General features: G+C 69.8%; 27 protein-coding genes. 12 read left to right on the top strand and 15 right to left on the bottom strand.

Going from position 1 to position 21440, the window contains the following annotated elements:
• Window positions 1-58: 58 nt before the first annotated feature.
• The 3 genes from ACFWV3_RS38810 to ACFWV3_RS38800 are packed head-to-tail and all read left to right on the top strand — an operon-like array spanning window position 59 to window position 2187.
• Window positions 59-427 (top strand): DUF2784 domain-containing protein, encoded by a 369-nt coding sequence (locus ACFWV3_RS38810; protein ID WP_382418922.1) that lies wholly within the window; start codon window positions 59-61, stop codon window positions 425-427.
• The gene (locus tag ACFWV3_RS38805; RefSeq protein WP_382418921.1) at window positions 399-1064 is read left to right on the top strand and encodes a TrmH family RNA methyltransferase; all 666 of its coding nucleotides are present in this window, start codon (window positions 399-401) and stop codon (window positions 1062-1064) included. Before ACFWV3_RS38810 ends, ACFWV3_RS38805 begins: the two co-directional genes overlap by 29 nt.
• A gap of 25 nt (window positions 1065-1089) precedes the next feature.
• The gene (locus ACFWV3_RS38800) at window positions 1090-2187 is read left to right on the top strand and encodes a glycoside hydrolase family 76 protein (RefSeq protein ID WP_382418920.1); all 1098 of its coding nucleotides are present in this window, start codon (window positions 1090-1092) and stop codon (window positions 2185-2187) included.
• On the opposite strand, the gene ACFWV3_RS38795 is transcribed toward ACFWV3_RS38800, so the two are convergent.
• Together ACFWV3_RS38795 and ACFWV3_RS38790 are read right to left on the bottom strand one after the other, a co-directional pair.
• The gene (locus tag ACFWV3_RS38795; RefSeq protein WP_382418919.1) at window positions 2188-2919 is read right to left on the bottom strand and encodes a sugar phosphate isomerase/epimerase family protein; all 732 of its coding nucleotides are present in this window, start codon (window positions 2917-2919) and stop codon (window positions 2188-2190) included.
• On the bottom strand, window positions 2913-3887 hold the full coding sequence (locus tag ACFWV3_RS38790) for a LacI family DNA-binding transcriptional regulator (RefSeq protein WP_382418918.1): 975 nt from the start codon (window positions 3885-3887) through the stop codon (window positions 2913-2915). The genes ACFWV3_RS38795 and ACFWV3_RS38790 overlap by 7 nt, the downstream gene beginning before the upstream one ends.
• Here ACFWV3_RS38790 and ACFWV3_RS38785 point away from each other — a divergent pair.
• On the top strand, window positions 3877-4767 hold the full coding sequence (locus ACFWV3_RS38785) for a PfkB family carbohydrate kinase (RefSeq protein ID WP_382418917.1): 891 nt from the start codon (window positions 3877-3879) through the stop codon (window positions 4765-4767). The two genes, ACFWV3_RS38790 and ACFWV3_RS38785, sit on opposite strands and share 11 nt — an antisense overlap.
• On the top strand, window positions 4731-5366 hold the full coding sequence (locus tag ACFWV3_RS38780; RefSeq protein WP_382418916.1) for a nucleoside/nucleotide kinase family protein: 636 nt from the start codon (window positions 4731-4733) through the stop codon (window positions 5364-5366). Before ACFWV3_RS38785 ends, ACFWV3_RS38780 begins: the two co-directional genes overlap by 37 nt.
• A 9-nt stretch (window positions 5367-5375) precedes the next feature.
• Here ACFWV3_RS38780 and ACFWV3_RS38775 read toward each other — a convergent pair whose 3' ends face one another.
• Complete coding sequence (locus tag ACFWV3_RS38775; protein WP_382418915.1) at window positions 5376-6020, bottom strand: DedA family protein; 645 nt, start codon at window positions 6018-6020, stop codon at window positions 5376-5378.
• A gap of 153 nt (window positions 6021-6173) precedes the next feature.
• Between ACFWV3_RS38775 and ACFWV3_RS38770 the strand changes: the two genes are divergently transcribed.
• On the top strand, window positions 6174-7550 hold the full coding sequence (locus ACFWV3_RS38770; RefSeq protein WP_382418914.1) for an FAD-binding oxidoreductase: 1377 nt from the start codon (window positions 6174-6176) through the stop codon (window positions 7548-7550).
• 57 nt (window positions 7551-7607) lie between these two features.
• Here the strand turns inward: ACFWV3_RS38770 and ACFWV3_RS38765 are convergent, their stop codons facing one another.
• The 5 genes from ACFWV3_RS38765 to ACFWV3_RS38745 form a co-directional block, all read right to left on the bottom strand.
• Window positions 7608-8330 carry a DedA family protein gene (locus ACFWV3_RS38765; protein ID WP_382418913.1) on the bottom strand — a complete coding sequence of 241 codons (723 nt, stop codon included), beginning with the start codon at window positions 8328-8330 and terminating at the stop codon, window positions 7608-7610.
• Between the two features lie 17 nt (window positions 8331-8347).
• Window positions 8348-8542, bottom strand: a complete 195-nt coding sequence (locus ACFWV3_RS38760; protein ID WP_382418912.1) for a hypothetical protein — start codon at window positions 8540-8542, stop codon at window positions 8348-8350.
• 4 nt (window positions 8543-8546) lie between these two features.
• Entirely contained in the window at window positions 8547-9698 is a 1152-nt protein-coding gene (gene nagA, locus ACFWV3_RS38755; protein ID WP_382418911.1) for an N-acetylglucosamine-6-phosphate deacetylase, read from the bottom strand.
• A complete protein-coding gene (locus tag ACFWV3_RS38750) occupies window positions 9698-10606 on the bottom strand; it encodes an ROK family protein (RefSeq protein WP_382418910.1) in 909 nt (302 codons plus the stop codon). Before ACFWV3_RS38750 ends, nagA begins: the two co-directional genes overlap by 1 nt.
• A gap of 141 nt (window positions 10607-10747) precedes the next feature.
• A complete protein-coding gene (locus tag ACFWV3_RS38745; RefSeq protein WP_382418909.1) occupies window positions 10748-11311 on the bottom strand; it encodes a SigE family RNA polymerase sigma factor in 564 nt (187 codons plus the stop codon).
• Between the two features lie 40 nt (window positions 11312-11351).
• Here ACFWV3_RS38745 and ACFWV3_RS38740 point away from each other — a divergent pair, with 40 nt between their 5' ends.
• On the top strand, window positions 11352-11627 hold the full coding sequence (locus ACFWV3_RS38740; RefSeq protein ID WP_382418908.1) for a YciI family protein: 276 nt from the start codon (window positions 11352-11354) through the stop codon (window positions 11625-11627).
• Between the two features lie 132 nt (window positions 11628-11759).
• Here ACFWV3_RS38740 and ACFWV3_RS38735 read toward each other — a convergent pair whose 3' ends face one another.
• From ACFWV3_RS38735 to ACFWV3_RS38725, 3 genes are all read right to left on the bottom strand, one after another.
• Window positions 11760-12611: an SDR family oxidoreductase gene (locus ACFWV3_RS38735; protein ID WP_382418907.1), complete on the bottom strand. Its 852-nt coding sequence runs from the start codon at window positions 12609-12611 to the stop codon at window positions 11760-11762.
• A 44-nt stretch (window positions 12612-12655) separates the two neighbouring features.
• Window positions 12656-13582 carry an aldo/keto reductase gene (locus tag ACFWV3_RS38730; RefSeq protein ID WP_382418906.1) on the bottom strand — a complete coding sequence of 309 codons (927 nt, stop codon included), beginning with the start codon at window positions 13580-13582 and terminating at the stop codon, window positions 12656-12658.
• An 80-nt stretch (window positions 13583-13662) separates the two neighbouring features.
• Window positions 13663-13947: a DUF427 domain-containing protein gene (locus ACFWV3_RS38725; protein ID WP_382418905.1), complete on the bottom strand. Its 285-nt coding sequence runs from the start codon at window positions 13945-13947 to the stop codon at window positions 13663-13665.
• A 29-nt stretch (window positions 13948-13976) separates the two neighbouring features.
• On the opposite strand from ACFWV3_RS38725, the gene ACFWV3_RS38720 reads away from it, so the two are divergent.
• Window positions 13977-14771, top strand: a complete 795-nt coding sequence (locus tag ACFWV3_RS38720; RefSeq protein WP_382418904.1) for an LLM class F420-dependent oxidoreductase — start codon at window positions 13977-13979, stop codon at window positions 14769-14771.
• Window positions 14772-14826: 55 nt separating this feature from the next.
• Entirely contained in the window at window positions 14827-15861 is a 1035-nt protein-coding gene (gene fbaA, locus ACFWV3_RS38715) for a class II fructose-bisphosphate aldolase (RefSeq protein WP_382418903.1), read from the top strand.
• A gap of 51 nt (window positions 15862-15912) precedes the next feature.
• Here fbaA and ACFWV3_RS38710 read toward each other — a convergent pair whose 3' ends face one another.
• Entirely contained in the window at window positions 15913-16752 is an 840-nt protein-coding gene (locus tag ACFWV3_RS38710) for an SDR family oxidoreductase (RefSeq protein WP_382418902.1), read from the bottom strand.
• Between the two features lie 84 nt (window positions 16753-16836).
• Here ACFWV3_RS38710 and ACFWV3_RS38705 point away from each other — a divergent pair, with 84 nt between their 5' ends.
• The gene (locus ACFWV3_RS38705) at window positions 16837-17202 is read left to right on the top strand and encodes a winged helix-turn-helix transcriptional regulator (RefSeq protein WP_382418901.1); all 366 of its coding nucleotides are present in this window, start codon (window positions 16837-16839) and stop codon (window positions 17200-17202) included.
• On the opposite strand, the gene ACFWV3_RS38700 is transcribed toward ACFWV3_RS38705, so the two are convergent.
• The gene (locus tag ACFWV3_RS38700; protein ID WP_382418900.1) at window positions 17195-18310 is read right to left on the bottom strand and encodes a hypothetical protein; all 1116 of its coding nucleotides are present in this window, start codon (window positions 18308-18310) and stop codon (window positions 17195-17197) included. The genes ACFWV3_RS38705 and ACFWV3_RS38700 overlap by 8 nt on opposite strands.
• Before the next feature lie 250 nt (window positions 18311-18560).
• On the opposite strand from ACFWV3_RS38700, the gene ACFWV3_RS38695 reads away from it, so the two are divergent.
• Both ACFWV3_RS38695 and ACFWV3_RS38690 read left to right on the top strand, forming a co-directional pair.
• The gene (locus ACFWV3_RS38695) at window positions 18561-18971 is read left to right on the top strand and encodes a DUF3151 domain-containing protein (RefSeq protein ID WP_382418899.1); all 411 of its coding nucleotides are present in this window, start codon (window positions 18561-18563) and stop codon (window positions 18969-18971) included.
• Between the two features lie 434 nt (window positions 18972-19405).
• On the top strand, window positions 19406-20566 hold the full coding sequence (locus ACFWV3_RS38690; protein ID WP_382418898.1) for an aromatic acid exporter family protein: 1161 nt from the start codon (window positions 19406-19408) through the stop codon (window positions 20564-20566).
• On the opposite strand, the gene ACFWV3_RS38685 is transcribed toward ACFWV3_RS38690, so the two are convergent.
• Window positions 20475-20726: a hypothetical protein gene (locus ACFWV3_RS38685; RefSeq protein ID WP_325521055.1), complete on the bottom strand. Its 252-nt coding sequence runs from the start codon at window positions 20724-20726 to the stop codon at window positions 20475-20477. The two genes, ACFWV3_RS38690 and ACFWV3_RS38685, sit on opposite strands and share 92 nt — an antisense overlap.
• Entirely contained in the window at window positions 20726-21355 is a 630-nt protein-coding gene (locus tag ACFWV3_RS38680; protein WP_382418934.1) for an HNH endonuclease family protein, read from the bottom strand. The genes ACFWV3_RS38685 and ACFWV3_RS38680 overlap by 1 nt, the downstream gene beginning before the upstream one ends.
• Window positions 21356-21440: the final 85 nt, after the last annotated feature.

The following is a 21440-nucleotide window of genomic DNA, read 5'->3' as shown; positions in this document are numbered from 1 at the left end:
GTTTTATCGAGAGCGCTGCGAGTCACCCCGTCCTAGTCTGGAGGGCGGGGTGGTGCGAATGGCCGGGTTGTTCGCAGAAGCGGTGGTGGTGCTGCACTTCACGGTGCTGGCGTTCCTGCTCGTGGGCGGGTTCCTGGCGTGGCGGTGGAGGTGGGTCATCTACCCGCACCTCGCCATGGGCGCCTGGGCGATCCTGAGCATCATCACGCCGACCGTGTGCCCGCTGACGGTGTGGGAGAACGACTTCCGCGTGATGGCCGGCATGCCGCCGCTGGAGACCGGGTTCATCGACCACTACATCGACGGCGTCTGGTACCCGGAGAGCGCGTCGACGCTGGTCCAGCTGGTGCTCGGGGCGGTCGTGCTGGCGTCGTGGATCGGCTTCTACGCTGGTGCGCGTGCTGCTCGAAGGCTTTCACACGGTTAAGCACGCGCTGCGCTTCGGCGCGGCCGTGGACCCGTTGCTCACCACGGACCTCGATGCCGCGGTGAAGCTCGCCGAGTCGCACGCGCCGGACCTCGTCGCCGCGTTCGCCCAGGCCACCGAGGTGGACCAGAAGGCGTTCACTCTGCGGGTCGGCCGTACGCACCCGACCGGTGTCGCCGGTTTCGCCGAACGGCCTGAGCTGCCGTTCGACCGCGGCGCACCGGTGGTGCTGCTCGACAACCCGCGCAACCTCGGCAACTTCGGCGCGGCCATCCGCGTGGCGGCGGGGCTCGACGCGGGCGGCGTGATCTCGACGGGCGACGTCGACCCGTGGCACCCCAACGTGCTGAGGGGGTCCGCGGGCCTGCACTTCGCGTTGCCGGTCGCCAAAGCGGAAAGCCTCGACTTCGCGGGCGAGCTGATCGCGTTCGACGCCGAGGGCGACCTGCTGAAGGGCCCGATCCCCGACGACGCCGTGCTGGCGTTCGGCTCGGAGCGCCACGGCCTGTCCGCCGAGGTGCGGGAGAGGGCCACCCGGATCGTGCGGCTGCCCATGCGCGACAAGGTCAGCAGTTACAACCTGACAACTTCTGTGGCCATGGGCCTGTACCACTGGGCGGTTCACCGAGCTTCTTGACCGATCAAGCACTCACGATGATCGGGTGGTGATCGCGAAACTGCTGGCGGCACGCGCGGGCGTCGCGGAGCGCGCGGTGTACTCCAGGCACCTGCGCCGGGTCTGGGGCGTGCCGGGCACGTTGCTGGGAGCCCGCGCGTGGCCCCCGCTGTTCCGGGACAAGCTGCACGCCAGCTTCAACTACTGGTGGCAGGCCCACCTGCTCGACTGCCTGGTCGACGGCTACCTGCGCTCGCCCACCGAGCTGCGCAGGGCCGCGGTCACCAAGGTCGTCCGCGGCATCCGGGTGCGCAACGTCCTCGGTTGGACCAACGACTTCTACGACGACGTCGCGTGGCTCGGCCTCGCCCTGCAACGCGCCGAGGAGCACGTCGGCGTGGCCAAGCCCAAGGCGCTGCAGGCCATCGCCGAACGGCTGCGCGACGGCTGGACCGACCACGCGGGCGGCGGCATCTGGTGGAAGCGCAACGACGACTTCAAGAACGTGCCCGCCAACGGTCCCGCCGCGATCTTCCTGGCCCGCCAGAACGAACGCACCGACCTCGCCCGCGCCCGGTCCACCGTGGACTGGATCGAGGAGCACCTGGTGGACGAGAGCAGCGGCCTCGCGTGGGACGGCCTGCACGTCCACCCCAACGGCGAGATCCGCGAGTACGAGAAGAACATCTACACGTACTGCCAAGGGGTGCTCATCGGCGCGTGCGTCGAGCTCGCGAAGCACGGCCAGCAGGACAAGTGGCTGGACAGGGCCGCGCGGACGATCACCGCCGTGCACGACGACCTCGCCACCAACGGCGTGATCAAGGGCCAGGGCGGCGGCGACGGCGGCCTGTTCGCGGGCATCCTCACCCGCTACCTCGCGCAGGCCGCGCTCACGATCCCCGACCTCGACCCCGAACGGGCGGTGACCGCGGACCTCGCGCGGGAGCTCGTGGTCCAGTCGGCGGAGGCCCTGTGGAGCAACCGCGTGTCGGCGGTGAGCGGGCCGCTCTTCGGTCCGGAGTGGACCGCGCCGGTGGTGGAGGACGAGGGCCGCGACCTGTCCGTCCAGCTCGGCGGCTGGATGTGCCTGGAAGCGGCCGCCCTGCTGGAGCGCAACGGCCTCGACGTCGCTCCCGCCTGACTACTGACCGAGGTAGCTCAGCAGGGTCTTCGCGTCCTCGCGGAACTGCTCCGGCGAGTCGTCACGCACGAACTCCAGCAGCGCGTTGCGTTCGACGCCGTCGCGCGCCAGCTCGCCCAGCACCGGTTTCCACAGGTCACGGCGGTCGGCGAGCGGCAACCGGTCCTGGAAGCCGCCGGGGCCCCACGAGAAGACGTGCGCCGTCACCGGTTCCAGCGTCCGCACCTCGTGCACGGCCGAGAACACGTCCTGGCCTCCCCGCGGCTGCCAGTACGAGACCACGCCGTCGACCTCGTCCAGCAGCTGCACGGCCGAGTCGAGCGTGTCCGTCAACGTGTTCGCGTGGTACTCCAGCGCGATCTTCGTGCCCATCGCGTCGGCGTGCTCGACCGCGTGCTGCAACGCCTCGACCACCGCGCCCCGGTCGGCGCACTCGGCCGACCCGGTCCTGCCCGCCCAGACCCGCACGAGCGGCGCGTCCAGCTCGGCCGCTGTCTCGAGGACCGGCGCCAGCTCCGCCCGGTCGGACACGCCGGCCCGGTAGTACGACCCGTACGCGGCGACCTTCAGCCCGGTGTCGAGCGCCTGCCGTGCCGCCGCGAAGTCGCCGGGCGGCACGTGCACGTCGGCGCCCCATTCCACGGCCTGCAGCCCGCACCCGGTCGCGAGGTCGCCGATCTGCGGGACCGTGAGCTGCCGGAACGTCACCGAGACGACGCCGGGGATCAGCATCCGCAGGACTGCCGGTGCATGAGCGAGGGCGCGAGCCGGATGGTCTCCGGCGCCCGGTCCGGGTCGGCGATCCGCGACAGCAGCAGCTTCACCGCGGTCCTGCCGATCTCCTCGACGGGCTGGGCCAGCGTCGTGAGCGGCGGGTCGATCAACGTCGCCCACTCGACCTCGTCGTAGGCGACCACGGCCAGGTCTGTGCCGAGCTTCAGCCCGCGGGCGCGCGCCTCGTGCAGCATGCCCACGGTCACGAGGTGGTCCGCCGCCACGACGGCGGTCGCCGGGTCGGCCTGGTCGAGCAGCGGCGCGAGCCAGCCGCTCTGCGACACCATCGCCTCGTCCCACTTGAGCCCCGCCCGGCCGAGGCCGAGCCGGTAGCCGAGGATGCGCTCCTCGGTGGTCGCCACGCCCGTCTTGCCGCAGACGATGCCGATCCGCCGGTGGCCCAGCTCCGCGAGGTGCTTGACCAGGCCCGACGTGGCCTGCACGTTCTCCGGGCCGACCTGGTCGATGTCCTTCGACACGGTCAGCCGGTCCACCAGCACGGTGGGGATGCCCAGCTTCTTGAGCTCGGGCAGCACGAGGCTGCCACCGCCCGCGGACGGCGTGAGCAGCAGCCCGTCGACGCGTCTGGAGCGCAGCATCCTGACGGCGGCCTGCTCGGACTCCGGGGTGTCCCGCGTGTCGATCAGCACGAGCGAGTAGCCGCTGCGGGTCGCTTCCGACTCGATGGCGGCGATGAGCTCGGCGAAGTACGGGTGGGAGACCAGCGACACCGCCAGGCCCAGCGACTTCGTGCCACCCATGACCAGCGACCGCGCGATGGCGTCACCGGTGTACCCGGTTTCGTCGATCGCCTTCTGGACGCGCTCGCGCGTGTCCCCGGCGACGGGCCTGGTCTCGTTGATCACGTGTGACACCGTGGTGATGGAGACCCCCGCGAGAGCCGCGACATCCCGCATGGTGACCATGACCTGGGACCATACCCGTTTGGAGGAAGCCCTGATGGCAGCCGTGCTGTGTGTCGGGCTCACAACCCTCGATGTGATTCAACGGGTGGAATCGTTCCCGGCGCCGGGACAGAAGGTCCAGTCGCTCGGCGCGGCCCTGTCCCCCGGTGGTCCGGCGGCGAACGCGGCCCGCGCGGTCGCCGCGCTGGGCGGCTCGGCGGCGTTGCTCACCGCATTGGGTGCGGATGCGCTCGGTGAGTTCGTCCGCGCTTCCTTGGAGCCGGTCCAAGTCACCGCCGTGGCGGGCACGACGCCCGTGAGCATGGTCGTCGTCAGAAGCGCTGATGGGGAGCGCACGGTCGTCTCCCGCAACGCGTCCGTGCCTGTCGTCGCGCCCGATCTGTCCGATCTCGTGGCCGCCGCGGACGTCCTCCTCTTGGACGGGCACCACGAAGGACTGGCCATCCCCGCCGCCCAGCAGGCGAAAGAGCGGGGATTGCCTGTGGTGCTCGACGCCGGGAGCTGGAAACCTGTCCTCGATCACCTGTTGCCGCTGGTCGACGTGGCCGCCTGCGCTTCGGGGTTCGAGCGGTCCGATGCCGAGGTGCACTCGTACGGGGTGCCGCTGGTGATACGCACGCAGGGTGCGGCACCGGTGACCTGGTCGCGGAACGGCTCGACCGGAGCCGTGCCCGTGCCGGCGGTGGAGGTGGTGGACACGAACGGTGCCGGTGACGTCTGGCACGGCGCGTACGCCTACGCGCTGGCGTCGGGGACGGACCCGGTGGCGGCCATCGGCTTCGCGTCGGAGGCGGCCGCCGTTCGCGTCGCTGCGGTCGGGGACTGGGTTGAGAGGCTGGCGCGGTGGCAGGACAGCAGGTCAGGTTCGAGGAGCTGCTAGAACGGGCTCGAGTGCTCACGGACCAGGGGGAACGCAAGATCCTGGGCATCGGCGGCGCTCCCGGTTCCGGCAAGTCGACACTCGCGCGGCGGCTCGTCGAGGCACTCGACGGCCAGGCCGTGCTCGTCGAGATGGACGGCTTCCACCTGGCGCAGAGCGAGCTCGAACGGCTCCGGCTCGTCGAACGCAAGGGCGCGCCCGACACGTTCGACATCCCCGGCTACGTCGACCTGCTCGGCCGGATCAAGGCGTGCGGGCCGGACATGATCTACGCACCGCAGTTCCGCCGCGAGATCGAGGAGCCGATCGCCTGCGCCGTGCCGGTGCACCCGGACGTCCCGCTCGTCGTCACCGAGGGCAACTACCTGCTGCTCAACTACGACAAGTGGAAGCGCGTCCGGATCATCCTCGACGAGGCGTGGTTCCTGTTCATCGACGAGGACGTGCGCGTGCAACGCCTGATCGACCGCCACCTGCGGTACGGGCGCACTCTCTCGGAGGCGGAGGAACGCGTGCTGCACGGCACGGACCACGTCAACGCGTTGATGGTGAACTCGTCGAAGGGGTCGGCCGACCTGCTGATCACCGAAGTGCTCTAGCGGAGCACGCTAGAACGCGACGTCGACGGGCTCGTCGATCGGCTTGGCCATCTCCTGGCGGTAGCGCCAGATGCCCCAGCCGGTGCCGCCGAGGAAGAACGCGACGCTGACGACGATGGCCGCCGTCTCGAGCCACGGGAACTGCTCCAGGACACCGGCGCCGTAGTAGCCGGCGAGCACCAGCGTCGGCACCCACGCGACGGCGCCGAGGGCGGTGGCCAGCGTGAACCGGCGAATGTCCATGCGGGCGGCACCGGCGATCACGGGTGCCAGCGTGCGGATCCACGGGATCCAGCGGGCGAGCACGACGGCCCAGAACCCGCGCCGGTCGAGGAAGTCGCCGGCGCGCTTGAGGTTGTGCCTGTTCAGCACCTTGCCGCCCTTGCGCGCGAGCACGCGCGTGCCGGTGGCCCTGCCGATGTAGTACCCGACCTGGTTGCCGACGACGGCCACGACGAGGGCGGCGAGGGACAGCATCCACGCCGACAGCTCGCTGCTGTGGGTCGCCAGCACCACACCGGCGGCGAACAGCAGCGAGTCACCGGGCAGGAACAGCCCGAAGATGAAAGCGCACTCGACGAAGATGAAGCTCAGCACGATGACCCAGACGGCCACCGGACCCGCGGTCTCCAACGAGGCGAAAGCATGCGCCACGGTGAGCCAGCGTACGTCGTGCTACGCCGTTGGCGTGGCGACATCGGTCCAACGGGTGGGCGAAATCTGGGTTGATCACACCGAGTCACCAGATGAACTGCCGCACGAGATCGCTCTCGAGTGAACCGCTCGAACCGGACTAGCGTGATCGGCATGGAGACGTTGCTCGCTGAACTCCGCACCGCATTGGGTGACGCCGGCGTCCTGACCGATGCCGACGTCACCGCGAGTTACCGACGCGACATGATGCCGCTGGCGCCGCACGGCAGCCCGTTGGCAGTGGTGTTCCCCCTGAACACGGAACAGGTCCAGGCAGTCGTGCGCGCGTGCGCGAGCCACCGGGTCCCGATCGTTCCCCGAGGCGCGGGCAGCGGTCTCTCCGGCGCGGCGAACGCGATCGAGGGCTGCGTCGTCCTGGTCACGACCAAGATGAACGCGATCGTCGAGGTCGACGCCGACAACCGCCTCGCCGTGGTCGAGCCGGGCGTGGTGAACCTCGACCTGCGCGGCGCCGTCGAGAAGGACGGCCTGTTCTACCCGCCGGACCCGAGCAGCTACGACTGGTGCACGATCGGCGGCAACCTCTCCACCAACGCCGGCGGTCTGTGCTGCGTGAAGTACGGCGTGACCACCGACTCCGTGCTGGGCCTGGAGGTCGTCCTGGCCGACGGCGAGGTGCTGCGGACCGGCCGCCGCACGGTCAAGGGCGTCGCGGGCTACGACCTGACCAAGCTCTTCATCGGCTCCGAGGGCACGCTCGGCGTGATCACCAGGGCGACCTTGGCGTTGCGCCCGCTGCCGCAGGCCCCGGCGACGCTGGTGGCCGCGTTCGGCAGCACCGCCCTGGCCGGTGCCGCGGTGAGCAAGATCGTGCGCGAGGGCCTGGTCCCGTCGCTGATGGAGATCATGGACCGCACCTCGATCGAGGCCGTGGAGCAGTACCTGAAGACCGAGCTCGGCGCCGGTCCCGGCTGCGCGGCGCTGCTGATCTGCCAGTCCGACGCGGGCGGCGAGCAGGCCCGCGACGAGCTGCGCAAGATCGAGGAGATCTGCCTGGAGGCCGACCTCGTCTACGCGACCCACGACGTCAACGAGGGCCGCGACCTGCTGACCGCCCGCCGTGCCGTGCTGACCGCGCTGGAGGTCTACGGCTCCTGGCTGACCGACGACGTGTGCGTGCCCCGCACCCGCATCGCCGAGCTGATCCAGGGCTGCGAGGACATCGCGGCGGAGGTCGGGCTGAAGATCGCCGTCGTCGGCCACGCGGGCGACGGCAACATGCACCCGACGATCGTCTACGACCCCGCCGACGCCGACCAGTTCGCCCGCGCCCAGAAGGCGTTCGACGACATCCTCGCCGTCGGGCTGGCGCTGGGCGGCACGGTGACCGGCGAGCACGGCGTCGGCAAGATCAAGCGCGAGTGGCTGGCGAAGGAGATCGGGCCGGTCGGGCTCCGGGTGCACCGCGAGATCAAACGCGCGCTGGACCCGGAGAACCTGTTCAACCCCGGCTCGATGTTCAGCCTCTGACGGAACGCGAGAGGCCCGCCTGCGTGGGCAGACGGGCCTCTCGCGGTGCGTTCGGTGTCAGCGTTCGACGCGCGGGATGATCTGCGTCGAGTCGTCCTGGACCTGGGCCTCCATCACCTGCGTGATGTCGTCGGCCTCGGTCTCCAGCAGCGCCTTCTTCTCCTTGCGCGCCTTGATCACCTCGATGATGATCGGCACGACCGACAGCAGGACGATGGCGATCAGCGTGATCTCCAGGTTCTCCCTGATGAAGGTGACCTGGCCGAGGAAGTAGCCGAGGATCGTCAGACCCGCGGCCCACGCCACGCCGCCGATCGCGGAGTAGGTGAAGTACTTCTTCGGGTCCATCCTGCCCACGCCGGCCATCGCCGTGATGAACGTGCGCACGATCGGCACGAACCGGGCGAGCACGATGGCGCGGGCGCCGTACTTGTCGAAGAACTCCTGCGTCTTGTCGACGTACTCCTTCTTGAAGATCTTCGACTCCGGCTTGCTGAACAGCGCAGGGCCGGCCTTCGCGCCGATGTAGTAGCCGGCGACGTTGCCGATGAACGCGCAGATCGTCAGGAGCGCGCAGACGAGCCAGAGCGGTGTGTCGATGGTGCCCGCGGCGACGAACAGACCCGCCGTGAACAGCAGCGAGTCGCCCGGCAGGAAGAAGCCGACGAGCAGCCCGCACTCCGCGAAGATGATGAGGCACAGCCCGATGAGCATGTACGGGCCGAGCCCGTTCAGCAGAACGGTGGGGTCCAGCCAGTCAGGGCCCAATGCAACAGTCACGCGCCCAACGGTACAGGTCAGCTGAGCGTGATCACTGCGGCCACCGTGCCCGCTGCCAGGCCCAACAGCAGCGCGAGGCCCAGCACCCACCACGCGGACATGGGTGCCGGACGCTCGTCAGCAATTGGGACATGTGCGGCAAATCCGGCATTCGTGCTGGTCGCCTGCGCTCTCAAGGCGTCGGTCACCAACCGTTCCGGATCGTCCGCCATGCACCTAGTCCTTGACCCACTCGCCCCTGACCAACACGTCCTTCGGCTTCAATTCTGCATCCAGCACGACGAGGTCGGCCGCACAGCCCGCCTGGAGCTTGCCCGTGTCGAGGCCGAGGAGCTCCGCGCCGCGGGTCGACGTGGCGTACGCGGCCTCCACGAGCGACAGCCCGCACGAGTTGACGGCGTTGCGGAACGCCACGTCCATCGTGAGCGTGCTGCCTGCCAGCGCGGCGCCACCGGCCAGCGTCGGCACGCCGTCGACGACGCGCACTTCGAGCCCGCCGACGTCGTACACGCCGTCACCGACACCGGCCGCCGCGATGGCGTCGGTGATCAGGACGGTGCGCTGGAGGCCGGCGTGCCGGGCGGCGAGGCGGACCGCGGTCGGGTGCAGGTGCACGAGGTCGCAGATGAGCTCGACGGTGACGCGTTCGTCGTCGAGCAGCGCGCCGATCGGGCCCGGTTCGCGGTGGTGCAACGGGCGCATGCCGTTGAACAGGTGCGTCGCGACCGAGGCGCCGGCGTCGACGGCCGGCCGGACCTGCGCCTCCGTCGCGTCGGTGTGGCCGATGGCGGCGATGACGTTGTTGTCGACCAGCTGGCGCACGGCCTGGACCGCGCCCTCCAGCTCGGGCGCGACGGTGATCATCCGGACGGTGCCCTTGCCCGCGTCGAGCAGCTTCGTCACCGCGGTCTGCTCCGGCGGGCACAGGATCGCCGGGTCGTGTGCGCCACAGCGGGCGGCGGACAGGAACGGGCCCTCCAGGTGGATGCCCGCGACGACGCCCTCCTGGACCAGCTCGGCCAGCGCGGACACCTGGTCGGCCAGCTCCGGGACCGGGCGCGAGACCAGCGAGGCCAGCATCGTCGTCGTGCCGTGCCTGCGGTGCGCGGCGGCCGCCTTGCGGATCTTCACCGGGTCGCTGCTGGTGAACGCGTCGCCGCCACCGCCGTGGCAGTGGATGTCGACGAAGCCCGGCACGACCGTGCCGCCGCCGACGTCGGTGGTCGGGCCGTCCGGCGCGACGCCGTCGCCGACCGCGACGATCCGGCCGTCCCTGACGCTGACCCACCCGTTCTCGAGCACCCCGTCCGGCGTGACGACCCGACCGTTGGTCAGGGTCACGTCGACAGGTCCACCCCACGTGCTCATCACGCCTCCAGCGTGTCGATGGCCAGCAGCGCCGCGCCGAGGAAGCCCGCCTCGTCGCCGAGCGCCGCGAGCCGCAGCTCCGGTCGGCGCTGGAAGGCGATCAGCCCGTCCAGCCTCTTCTCCAGGGGCTCCACCAGCAGGTCTCCTGCGAGTGCGAGCCCACCGCCGAGCACGACGGCCTCGGGGCCGAGCAGCGTCGCCAGCACCAGGATCCCCCTGGCCAGCGCGTCCACGGCCTCGTGCCACACGGCCACGGCGTCCTGCTCCCCGTCGCGCACCCTGCGTGCGACCTCGGCGGCGCCGTTGACGGGGGTGCCGGTACGTGCGGTGTACCGGCGGGCGATCGCCGCGGAGGACGCCACCGTCTCCACGCAGCCGATCTGGCCACAGGCGCAAGGCTCGCCGTGGCCGACGTTCACGTGTCCGATCTCGCCCGCGAAGCCGCCGGCGCTGAAGATCTTGCCGTCGAGCAGCAGCGCACCGGCGATCCCCGTGCCGATGGGCATGATCACGGCGTTGCGCAGGTCCTTGGCGGCACCCATGCGGCACTCGGCCAGGCCCGCCGCGCGCACGTCGTGGCCGAACGCGGTGGGCACGCCGAGCCGCTCGGTCAGGACGGTGCTGAACGGGAACCCGCTCCACGGCAGGTTGGCCGTGTACACGCCGACGCCGGTGGCCTCGTCCACGATGCCCGGCGCCACGACGCCGACGGCGTCGATCTCGTGCTCCGAGGCGCCGCTGAGCTCCTCGACGAGCTCGGCGATCACGGCGAGCAGGGGCTCCAGCTCGGTCGGAGTCGCCCTGCGCGCGTGCTTCTGGGCCGCCACCTCGTCCGAGGTGCCGGTGACCAGAGCCGCCTTGGTTTCGGTGCCACCGATGTCGACGGCGACCACGTGTCTGCGTGCCACGGGGACTGATCCTGCGGCATGAGAGGGCTATTGGTCTATACCAAGCACCGGATTGGGCGCGCGTTCCTACGAGCTGAAACCGCCCGCATCGGGCAAAACGGCGTCAGCTGGGGAAACCGCGGAGCTCGCTGCCGGTGGCCGTCAGCCAGCCATGATCTTCTGGAGGGCGTCGAGGGCACGGGACGCCGTCGACTTCACGGTGCCCTTCGAGATGCCGGTGGCCTCGGCGATCTCGGCCTCGGACAGGTCGCCGTAGTAGCGCAGCACGAGCACCTCGCGCTGGCGCGGAGGCAGCTGCTGCAACGCCTTGACCACGGCCTGGTGCTCCGCCGTCAGCATCGCGAGCGACTCGGCCGACCGCGCGTTCGCGACGTGCGGCGGTGTGTAGTCGCGCGCGGTCTTGCGGCGGCGCAGCACGCTGCGCGAGCCGTTGACCACGGCGGTGCGGAGGTAGCCCACGGCGGCCTGTGCGTCGCGCAGGCCCTTCCAGTTGCGGTGCAGGCCGGTGAAGGCCTCCTGCACCACGTCCTCGGCTGTCGCGGGCTCGTCCACGAGCAGCAGCGCGAGCCTGATCAGGCGCATGCGGTGCTGCTTGTACAGGTCTTCGAGCGTGAGCGGCCCTGTGGGAGGTCCTGCGACGCCGTCCTTGATTCGCAGGTTGGTCAGGGTGTCCTGCACGGTGCGCGGTGTTTCGTCGCCAACCACAAGGTAGGACGGTACCGGTCACCGTCGCTACGGTGGTCGCATGGCCCGCTTTGCAGTCGAATTGGTGTTCGGTCCCGATAACGAGAAGCGTCTCGCGGTACGTCCCGCGCACCGCGAGTACCTCGCCTCGCTCGTCGAGAAGGGCGTGCTCCTGGTGTCCGGCCCCTACGCGGACGACACCGGTGCGTTGATCATCTACGAGGCGGCCGACGAGGCCGCGGTGAAGGAGATCATCGCCGCCGACCCGTACACGCCGGCCGGCGTCGTGGAGTGGCGCATCCGCGAGTGGAACGTCCTGATGGGCTCTTGGCTGTGACATGGCCGCGCCTCCGGCGCGGCGGCGAGTCCGTCCTGAGGTCGGTCGTCCGGCCGAATCGCTCGTGCGCGAAATGGGCTTCGCCGATTTCGCGCACGAGCGGTTGACCGGACGACCGACACGGACTCGCGGTCAGCGATCCGCTGCTCGGCCGCCTGGTCCTACCAGGCCCGATGTGTCGTTCGCGGCCATCTGCCGGTCGGCGTCGGCCACCTCCTCGACCGCCTGGCGGTCCACGACCAGCGGCGTGAACGCGCGGAAGTACTTCAGAGCGCCGACCCAGCCGGGGACGTGGACCGCCTTCGACCGCTTCTCGATGCCCCTGACCACGGCCCGCCCGACGGTGCGGACCGGGTACTTCTTGCTCGCCAGTCCCGGCATGCCCTGCCGCAGCTTCCCGAACACGGGGTGCTCGTCGGCGCTGTTGACCATGTCCGTGGCGATCCACGAGAAGTACGCGGTGCCGACACCGACCCCGAGGTGCCTGACCTCGGCGCGGAGGCTGTCCGCGAACGCCTCGCTGCCGGCCTTGGCCGCCGAGTAGGCCGCGTTGCCGGGGATGTGGACGATCGCCGCGAGCGACGACACGACCAGGCAGTAGCCGCGGCTCTTGACGAGGTGCGGCAGCGTCGTGCGGACCGTGCGCCACACGCCGAGCAGGTTGACCTCGATGACCCGTTCGAACGCCTTGGGGTCCATCGAGCGCACGAAGCCGGTGGCCGCGATGCCCGCGTTCGCGACCACGACGTCGATGCGCCCGAAGTGCTCGGCGACCTCGTTCGTGACGCGGTCGAGCGCGTCCCAGTCGGTGACATCGGCTTCCCACGCCTTGCCACCGGTCTGCGCCGCCACCTCGTCGAGCTGGGCTTTCTCGAGCCCGACGAGCGCGAGACGAGCCCCGCGCGCCGCCAGCTGCCTCGCCACCTCGGCGCCGATGCCCCTGGCCGCGCCGGTGATCAGTACCACCTTGCCCGTGACGTCCATGCCGTCACGGTAACTCAACCTACTCGCAGTAAGCTACTGGCAAGTTAAATTGCGCTGAGCCGGTCGACCTCGTCCTGGGCGAGTTCGAGGTCGAGGACCGGCAGCAGGTCGTTGAGCTGCTCCAACGTCCGCGCGGACGCGATCGGCGCCGCGACCGTGGGCTGCTGCGCGAGCCACGCGAGGGCGACCGCGGACACCGTCGTCGCGTGCGTCTCGGCCAGCTCGTCGAGCACTTCGAGGACCGTGAGGCCGTGCTCGTCGAGGTACTGCGAGGCTGCCTGGGCGCGGACGCTCTCGACCTTGACGCCGGGCCGGTACTTGCCGCTCAGGAACCCCTTGGCGAGCGACGAGTACGGCAGCGTCGCCAGCCCGTGCTCGGCCACCGTCCGCTGCAGCGCGCCCTCGAACTTGGCGCGGCTGACCAGGTTGTACTCGGGCTGCAACGCCACGAACTTCGCGAACCCCTCGCGCTCCTGGATCGCCAGCGCCTCCGCCAGGCGTTCGGCGGAGAAGTTGGAGGCGGCGACGTAGCGGACCTTGCCCTCGCGGACGAGCTGGTCGTACGCGGCGAGGGTCTCCTCGAGCGGCGTGTCCAGGTCGTCGCGGTGGTTGTAGTAGAGGTCGATGTGGTCGAGGCCGAGCCGCTTCAACGACCGCTCGGCGCCGGTCAGGACCGTGTCGCGCTTCTGGTTGTCGAACCGGGTCAGCATGCCGACCTTGGTGGCGACGACGATCCGGTCGCGGTCGGCGCGCTTGGCCAGCCACCGGCCGACGATGGTCTCCGACTCGCCGCCGGAGTTCCCCTCGGCCCAGGCCGAGTAGGCGTCGGCGGTGTCGACGAAGTTGCCGCCCGCGGCCGCGTAGGCGTCGAGGACGGCGAACGACTGGTCCTCGCCGGCGGTCCAGCCGAACACGTTGCCGCCGAGGCAGAGGCGGGAGACGTCCAGATCGGTGCTGCTCAAGATCCCCATGCCTGAACGGTAGTTCGTCACGGGCGGGAGGACACGACGGCGGAGCGGCCGTCCAGGGGGTGGACGGCCGACCCGTGGCGTCAAGCCGTGATCTCCACGCCCTTCCAGAACGCGACCCGCCCCTTGATCTCCGCCGCTGCCTCCTTCGGCTCGGCGTAGTACCAGGCCGCGTCGCGGTTCTCCGCGTCGTCGACCTGCAGCGAGAAGTAGTTCGCGGTGCCCTTCCACGGGCAGACCGACGTGTGGTCCGACGCCTTCAGCACGTCCGGGTCCACCGCGTCGAGCGGGAAGTAGTGGTTGCCTTCGACGATCACCGTGTCGTCGCTCGAGGCGATGACCTTGCCGTTCCACCGTGCGGTTGCCATGTCATCCACTATGCCCCCACGCTCGGAGCGTGACGACTTTCGGAACTTTCGGCGTGTGGGGCACGGAGCACAACTGGTCGGTGGAGGAGGTCGTGGAGCTCGAACGGCTGGGGTTCGGCACGTTCTGGCTCGGCGGTTCGCCGCCGGTGGACCTGGATTTCGCGGAGAGCCTGGTGTGGGCGACCGAGTCGCTGACCGTCGCCACCGGCGTCGTGAACGTCTGGCAGTCCGAGCCGGAGGAGCTCGCCCGCTCCTTCGCGCGCATCGACAGCGACCGGCTCGTGCTGGGCGTCGGGGTCGGGCACCGGCAGATCGACCAGGCCTACGAGAAGCCGTACGGCAAGCTCACGAACTACCTCGACCGGCTGAGCGGCGTCCCCGCGGACAAGATCGTTCTCGCCGCGCTCGGGCCGAAGGTGCTCAAGCTCGCCGCCAAACGCACGCTGGGCGCACACCCGTACCTCGTCCCCGTCCAGCACACGGCGAACGCGCGCGAAGTCCTCGGGCCGGACAAGCTCCTCGCACCCGAAGTCACCGTCGTGGTCGAGGAGGACCCGGCTGAGGCGCGCAGGATCGCGCGCGAGCGGCTGGCGTACTACTTCGAGCTCACCAACTACACGAGCAACTGGTTGCGCTGGGGTTTCACCGAGGAGGACGTCGCGGATCGCGGCTCCGACGACTTGATCGATGCACTCGTACCGCACGGTAACCCCGGCCAGGTGGCCGAGAAGCTGCGCGCCCACCTGGCCGCGGGCGCCGACCACGTGGCCATCCAGTCCCTGAACGGGCACTATGCCGAGCTGGCCACCGCGTTGGGGTCGTGACCCGGCCTCGTAGGATGCGGTCGACACCCGTCAGGGCGCCTGAGGAGGACCACCGATGCCCATCGCAACTCCCGAGGTCTACGCGGAGATGCTGGACCGGGCCAAGGCGAACGAGTTCGCCTACCCCGCCATCAACGTCACGTCGTCGGAGACGCTCAACGCGGCTCTGCGCGGCTTCGCCGAGGCTGAGAGCGACGGCATCATCCAGGTCTCGACCGGCGGTGCCGAGTTCGCCTCGGGCACCAAGGTCAAGGACATGGTGACCGGCGCCGTGGCGCTCGCCGAGTACGCGCACGTCGTGGCCGCGAAGTACCCGGTCAACATCGCGCTGCACACCGACCACTGCCCGAAGGACAAGCTCGACGGGTACGTGCGGCCGCTGATCGCGATCAGCCAGGAGCGGGTGGACAAGGGCGGCAACCCGCTCTTCCAGTCGCACATGTGGGACGGCTCCGCCGTGCCGCTGGAGGAGAACCTCCAGATCGCGAGCGAGCTGCTCGACCTCTCCGCCAAGGCCAAGCTCGTCCTCGAGATCGAGGTCGGCGTCGTCGGTGGCGAGGAGGACGGCGTCGACAACGAGATCAACGACAAGCTCTACACGACGCCCGAGGACTACCTGAAGACCGTGCAGGCGCTCGGCGCCGGTGAGAAGGGCCGCTACCTCCTCGCCGCGACGTTCGGCAACGTCCACGGCGTCTACAAGCCGGGCAACGTCAAGCTGCGCCCCGAGATCCTCAAGCAGGGTCAGGACGTCGTGGCGGAGAAGCTCGGCCTCCCGGCCGGCTCGAAGCCGTTCGACCTGGTCTTCCACGGCGGCTCCGGCTCGCTGCTCGAGGAGATCCACGAGGCCGTGTCGTACGGCGTCATCAAGATGAACATCGACACGGACACGCAGTACGCGTTCACCCGTCCGATCGCGGCGCACATGTTCGCCAACTACGACGGCGTGCTGAAGATCGACGGCGAGGTCGGCAACAAGAAGGCCTACGACCCGCGCAGCTACCTCAAGGCCGCCGAGCAGGCCATGGCCGCCCGCATCGCCTCGGCGTGCGAGCACCTCAAGTCGTCGGGCCGCATGATCGCGGGCTGAGCAGGCTGAACGGCGAAGGCCCCGGCACGCGTGCCGGGGCCTTCTCGTTTCTCAGCGGAAAGCCTCGACGTGGCGGCGGGCCCAGTCCGCGAACGAGCGCGGCGCCCTGCCGAGCACCTGCTCCACGTCCGGCCTGACCCGCACCTCGTCCGGCGTCGGAGCACCGAGGATGTCCAGCGTGTCGTCCGCGAGCTCGCCCGGCATCATCTTGACCATCCCGGCCTTGGCCTCGGCGCGCGTGAACTCGTGGAACCGCACCGGCGTGCCCAGCACCTCGGCGAGCGCAGCCGCCTGCTCGCGCGGCGTGACCACCTGCGGGCCGGTGAGCTCGTAGACGCCTTCGCTGTGCCGGTCGTCCAGCAGGCACGCGGCCGCGACGTCGGCGATGTCCGCCGGGTCGACCACGGGCACCCCGACGTCCCCGAACGGCGCGGCGACGAGCCCGTGCCGGCGGACCGACTCCGCCCACCACAGGGCGTTCGACGCGAAACCGCCCGGCCGCAGGACCGCCCAGTCCAGCCCGGAGTCCCGCACCTCGCCCTCGAGCGCGCTCATCATGATCCGCGTCGGCCCGAACGGCCTGGTCACGACGCCCAGCGTGGACAGCAGCACGACCCGGCGCACCCCGTGGTCCGCCGCCAGCCGGACCGTGTCCGCGGGGTTCGACCCCGCGGCGTGCAGGTCGCCGGACAGCAGCAGGAACAACGACTTCGCCCCGGTCAGCGCCGGTGCGAGGCTCTTCGGGTCGCTCAGGTCGGCCACCACGTGCCGGACGCCGTCCGGCACCTCCGCCGGGTTCCGCGACACCGCCGTCACCTGCTCGCCCGCGGCCGCCAGTGCCCTCGTCAGCGGTCGACCGATGTTCCCGGTCGCCCCCGTCACCACGATCATGAACAGCTCCTTCGTCGATGTGCGGACGACGGTAGGAACCGGGCTTACCTTTCGTAAGGACGTACCTCGACGTAAGCTCCGTACGTGGCAGGAGGCGCGCAGATCACCCAGGACGAGGCGGACCGGCGGTATGAGGTGTTTCACACCGACTGCCCGGCCCGCGAGATGGTCGACCACGTCACCAGCAGGTGGGGTGTGTGGGTGCTGATCTCGCTGGGGAGCAACGACCTGAGGTTCTTCGAGCTGCGGGAGAGCATCCGCGGCATCAGCGAGAAGATGCTCTCCCAGACCCTGCGCGGGCTCGTCGACGACGGCCTCGTCTGGCGGCGGGTCGAACCGACGAACCCGCCCCAGGTCACCTACGGGCTGACCGAGTTCGGCCAGGAGGTCGGCGAGTCGCTGACCGACCTCCTCGACCGGATCACCCGGCGGTTGAAGCCCGTCAGCTGAGCTTCAGCCGGGACGCGATCATCTGCGCCTCCGGCCGGTGGATCACCATGTCCCCGACCGTCCACAGCACCGCCAGCAGCACGGCCGTGACCGCCGCCGACGCGAACGCGATCGGCGGACCCCACAGGTACTCCTGCTGGAACCAGATGCCGACGTACCCGACCGTCGTGACGGCCGCCGACCCCAGCAGGGCCGCGGCCGGCGTGGGCATCTTCACCGCGTGCGCCGCGTCGATCGCGAGCCCCACGAGGACCAGGAAGAACGGCACGGCGGACTTCGGGAAGTCGATGCCCGCGAGCAGCGGCCAGATCAGGCACCGGTACGCGACGTACCCGCCCACGACGGCGGTGGCCGCCCACGGCCGGTCGATCGTGCGCCGCGCGATGACCAGCACGATCGCCGCCGCGACGAGCCCCCACACCGGGTAGACCCAGTCCGCGATCGGCAGCGCGAAGTGCACGACCGCCTCCCGCCCGACCGGCACGCCGAGCTGGTCGGCGGCGAACTGCAGCAGGATCGGCTCGGCCTCGGGCTTGCCGTTGTCCCAGGCCTGCAACGCGCGCACGCCGTACTCCTGGTGCTGGTTGGGGAACCAGACGTTCTCCAGGAAGAAGAACCACAACGCGACGAGACCGAACGTGCGCGCGTTGCCCTCGGGGAAGTACTTCATCCACCCGCGGATCGCGCCGGCGAGCATCACCGCCGTGCCGAGGTAGAGCAGCGCGTGTGAACCACTCCACGACGTGATGTCGAGCCCGTTGATGCGGTGGTTGATGATGTCGATCGGCAGGGCGACGAGGAAGATTCCGCACCCGATCTGCATGAGCCGCAACGTCAGCTTGTCGACGCCGTACCCGGTGAACGTGTGGAACAGCGTCAGCGCCACCACGATGACCGTGCCGACCGTGTTGATCAGATGCGGCGGCGCCAGGTCGTCGCGCAGCCACTTGAAGTGCCACGACACGTCCCACGACGAGCCGATCAGCTTGAGGAGCAGTCCGACGAGCCACAGCCGGTAGAGCTGCTTCGTGAGCGTCGCCGGTGTCTCCCTGCCCGGAACGCCCCGCTCCCAGTACTGGTCCCGGAACTGCCTTGCCCCCTGAATCATCCGCACATCATGAGCCGGTGTTCACCTATCAGGAAGTCGAATCCACCCTGGTTTTACCCTGATGTTGTCAATTCGTGTGCACGACCGGGTGAACCACGTTGATCTGATCGGCCCAGCGCGGCAGCATGCACGGCCATGGGCAGGAAGTTGGTCGCGGCCGTGATCGTCACCGCGTTGGCGCTGGGTGTTGTGGCCACGGTCATGACGGTCTTCATCTCCTGAGCGGGACTCATGCGGTTGGATGAGCCGCATGGTTGAGAACCTCCTGGGGCCAGAGCCGACCCGCCTTCCCGACCGCCCCGAGGCGCAGGCCGCCGCGGACGGTGGCACCGATCCCGCCAAGATCGTGCGGGCCTATCCGGACTTTTCCGAGGCCTGGGCGTTGCTGGCTGAGCGTTCGCTGCACGCCGGCGACCCGGTTGCCGCCTACGCGTATGCGCGTACCGGGTACCACCGGGGGCTTGACCAGTTGCGTCGGGCCGGGTGGAAGGGGTTCGGGCCCGTGCCGTGGGACCACCGGCCCAACCAGGGGTTCTTGCGGGCGTTGGGGGCGTTGGCTCGGGCTGCTCGGGAGATCGGGGAGGACGAGGAGTGGGAGCGGTGCAGCACGTTCCTCGCTGACTCGGACCCCAAGGCTCCGGCTGCGCTCGGCCTGGTCTGAGCCGCGCTTGGACGAGTCGCGACTCTCGCGGGTGGTTGCCTTGCGGGCGGCGAGATTGCGGTTGCGTGCTTTCCCTCAGGGGCTCTGCCCCCGAACCCCCGGCAATCTGATCGGGGGCCCAGCGCCCTCGGCGGGTTGATGGCACGCCTGGTGCTTTGGGCGGCTGCCGGTTTCTTAGTTTGGTTGCGTTGCGGTGGGGTCCCCGTCACGAGTCGCACCAGGAGCTGGCCACACGCGAGGAGGGGTGTCAAGCGGGCGAAAAGCGTGCCCGCTTGACACCCCTCCTCGCGTGCAGCGAGAGCTGTGGCGCGACTCGTGACGGGGACCCCACCGCAGAGAGCTGCGCTCAAAGGCCAAGGGCGCTCGCCTTGCCTTCGGCTTCGGCTGGTCGTGGTGGGGCAGACTGGCCGAGCGCGTGTGGAGGCGGGTGGAGCGTGGGTGCTGTTCGGGACGCGGTCGGGCGTGGGCTGACGCGGTGGCGCGGGGCCGCGCTGCCGATCGTCCAATGTGCACTGTCCGCGGGACTGGCGTGGGTCTTCGCGACCCTCGTGATCGGGCACGAGCACCCGTTCTTCGCGCCGATCGCCGCTGTCGTCTGCCTCGGTGTCTCGTTGGGGCAGCGGCTGCGGCGGGTCGGTGAGCTCGTCGTCGGCGTGTCCGTGGGTGTCGGGGTGGGCGACGCCCTGATCGGCTGGATCGGCAGCGGGCCGTGGCAGATCGCGCTGGTCGTCGCCCTCGCGATGTCGACGGCGGTGCTGCTCGACGGCGGCACGGTCATCGCGTTGCAGGCCGGGAGCAGTGCGGTTCTGGTGGCCACGTTGCTGCCGCCCAGTGCCGGTGGCGGGTTCGACCGGATGATCGACGCCTTGACCGGCGGCCTGGTCGGGCTGGCTGTGGCGGCGCTCATTCCCGCGAACCCGATCACGGTGGCGCAGCGGCAGTTGAAGGCGTTGACGAACACGTTGAGCGGGGCGTTGCGGAATCTTGCCGACGCGTTGGACGAGAAGGACGCGGTCAAGGCGGCCGGGGTGCTGGCCGAGTTGCGGACCAGCCAGGACACGATCGACGCCTACAAGTCGGCGTTGCAGACCGGTAGTGAGATCACGAAGATCGCGCCTATCCGGTGGCGGTCCAAGGACGAGCTCAGCCGGTATCACACGGCGGCAGGGCCGGTGGACTACGCGATTCGGAACACGCGGGTGCTGGCGCGGCGGACCATGGCGGCGCTCAAGGCTGACGAGCAGATCCCGGACGGCGTGCCCGAGGTGTTGAAGAGCTACGCGGACGCCGTCGACTGTCTCAAGGGCGAGCTGGAGAAGGGCAAGGAGCCCAGCGGGACGCGGGAGGTCGTGCGGGACGCCGCGCGCCAGCTCACCGCGCGGCGTCTCGGTGGGGACGGGTTCTCGTCCAAGGTCGTGCTGGCGCAGATCCGCAGCATCGCAGTGGACCTGCTGCAGTCGACCGGACTCAGCCGGGGTGAGGCGATGGAGGCGTTGCCGCCGCTCAGCCCTCCGGCCGGTTCAGGATCCCCAGCAGCAGGGAGTGGACCTGTTCGTGGTCCTGAGGATCCGCCAGGGCGCACGAACCGCCCGTGATCGCGTACCACTCCTCCGCGCCCTCGTAGCGAACCAGTGCGCGCAGCTTCCCGTCGTCGGAGAGTTCCGTGCACAGCTCGAGGTCGCCGGTGACGACGCCGACCTCGTCGGTCATCACGCCGCCGGGGCCCGCCACGAAGAGCGAGGAGTGGGACGCCATCAGCACCTTCCGAGCATGCCCGTCAGTTCGGTCTTCTCCGCCGAGTTCACGCTGAGGCTCCAGCGGTACTTGGTGTGTACCCACATCTTCGCGTAGGTGCACCAGTACGACGTCAGCGGAGGCTTCCACGTCGCCGGCGTCTGGTCGCCCTTGGCCTGGTTCACGTTGTCGGTGACCGCGATCAGCTGCGGGCCGGACATGTCGTTGGCGAACGACTGGCGCTGCGCGGTCGTCCAGGACGCGGCCCCGGACCTCCAGGCGGCCGCGAGGGGCACGACGTGGTCGATGTCCAGGTCGGAGGCCGCGGTCCAGGTCGCGCCGTCGTAGGGCGAGAACCAGCGGCCCGAGGTGGCGGCGCACGACGAGTCGGTCACCACGTTCGTGCCGTCGCGCTTCAGCACGGCCTCGCGGGTGTTGCAGGTGCCCGACTGGGTGATCCAGTGGGGGAACTTGTCGCGCGAATAGCCCGTCATCGAGCCGTCCGCGCGCACGGTGAGACCGGCCAATTCCGACTTGGCCGTGGCAGTGCTGGGGATGTTCGGTGGTGTCGCGAGTGCAGGGGAAACGAAACCAATGGTGAGAGCCACCGCGGTGACCGCCACACCAATGATCCGTTGAACTTGTGACATCATCCCGACCTTCCTCGTTGGAAAGTGATCGGGATCCACCCTCAGTCACACTCTGGAATTAGGCAATGCCTTCGAGTGACACTCT

Origin of the sequence: Lentzea sp. NPDC059081, from assembly GCF_042738015.1 — a bacterium.
GTDB lineage: Bacteria > Actinomycetota > Actinomycetes > Mycobacteriales > Pseudonocardiaceae > Lentzea.
This window is presented reverse-complemented; position numbering and strand designations above follow the sequence as displayed.

Coding starts and splice junctions, on each gene's coding strand:
- ACFWV3_RS38710 (WP_382418902.1), bottom strand. CDS start 16,752: ATGATCGTGGTGACGGGGGCGACCGGGAACATCGGTCGACCGCTGACG.
- ACFWV3_RS38740 (WP_382418908.1), top strand. CDS start 11,352: ATGGCCCGCTTTGCAGTCGAATTGGTGTTCGGTCCCGATAACGAGAAG.
- ACFWV3_RS38680 (WP_382418934.1), bottom strand. CDS start 21,355: ATGTCACAAGTTCAACGGATCATTGGTGTGGCGGTCACCGCGGTGGCT.
- nagA (WP_382418911.1), bottom strand. CDS start 9,698: ATGAGCACGTGGGGTGGACCTGTCGACGTGACCCTGACCAACGGTCGG.
- ACFWV3_RS38730 (WP_382418906.1), bottom strand. CDS start 13,582: ATGGGGATCTTGAGCAGCACCGATCTGGACGTCTCCCGCCTCTGCCTC.
- ACFWV3_RS38700 (WP_382418900.1), bottom strand. CDS start 18,310: ATGATTCAGGGGGCAAGGCAGTTCCGGGACCAGTACTGGGAGCGGGGC.
- ACFWV3_RS38810 (WP_382418922.1), top strand. CDS start 59: ATGGCCGGGTTGTTCGCAGAAGCGGTGGTGGTGCTGCACTTCACGGTG.
- ACFWV3_RS38790 (WP_382418918.1), bottom strand. CDS start 3,887: ATGGTCACCATGCGGGATGTCGCGGCTCTCGCGGGGGTCTCCATCACC.
- ACFWV3_RS38795 (WP_382418919.1), bottom strand. CDS start 2,919: ATGCTGATCCCCGGCGTCGTCTCGGTGACGTTCCGGCAGCTCACGGTC.
- ACFWV3_RS38785 (WP_382418917.1), top strand. CDS start 3,877: ATGGTGACCATGACCTGGGACCATACCCGTTTGGAGGAAGCCCTGATG.
- ACFWV3_RS38725 (WP_382418905.1), bottom strand. CDS start 13,947: ATGGCAACCGCACGGTGGAACGGCAAGGTCATCGCCTCGAGCGACGAC.
- ACFWV3_RS38695 (WP_382418899.1), top strand. CDS start 18,561: ATGGTTGAGAACCTCCTGGGGCCAGAGCCGACCCGCCTTCCCGACCGC.
- ACFWV3_RS38770 (WP_382418914.1), top strand. CDS start 6,174: ATGGAGACGTTGCTCGCTGAACTCCGCACCGCATTGGGTGACGCCGGC.
- ACFWV3_RS38735 (WP_382418907.1), bottom strand. CDS start 12,611: ATGGACGTCACGGGCAAGGTGGTACTGATCACCGGCGCGGCCAGGGGC.
- fbaA (WP_382418903.1), top strand. CDS start 14,827: ATGCCCATCGCAACTCCCGAGGTCTACGCGGAGATGCTGGACCGGGCC.
- ACFWV3_RS38685 (WP_325521055.1), bottom strand. CDS start 20,726: ATGGCGTCCCACTCCTCGCTCTTCGTGGCGGGCCCCGGCGGCGTGATG.
- ACFWV3_RS38760 (WP_382418912.1), bottom strand. CDS start 8,542: ATGGCGGACGATCCGGAACGGTTGGTGACCGACGCCTTGAGAGCGCAG.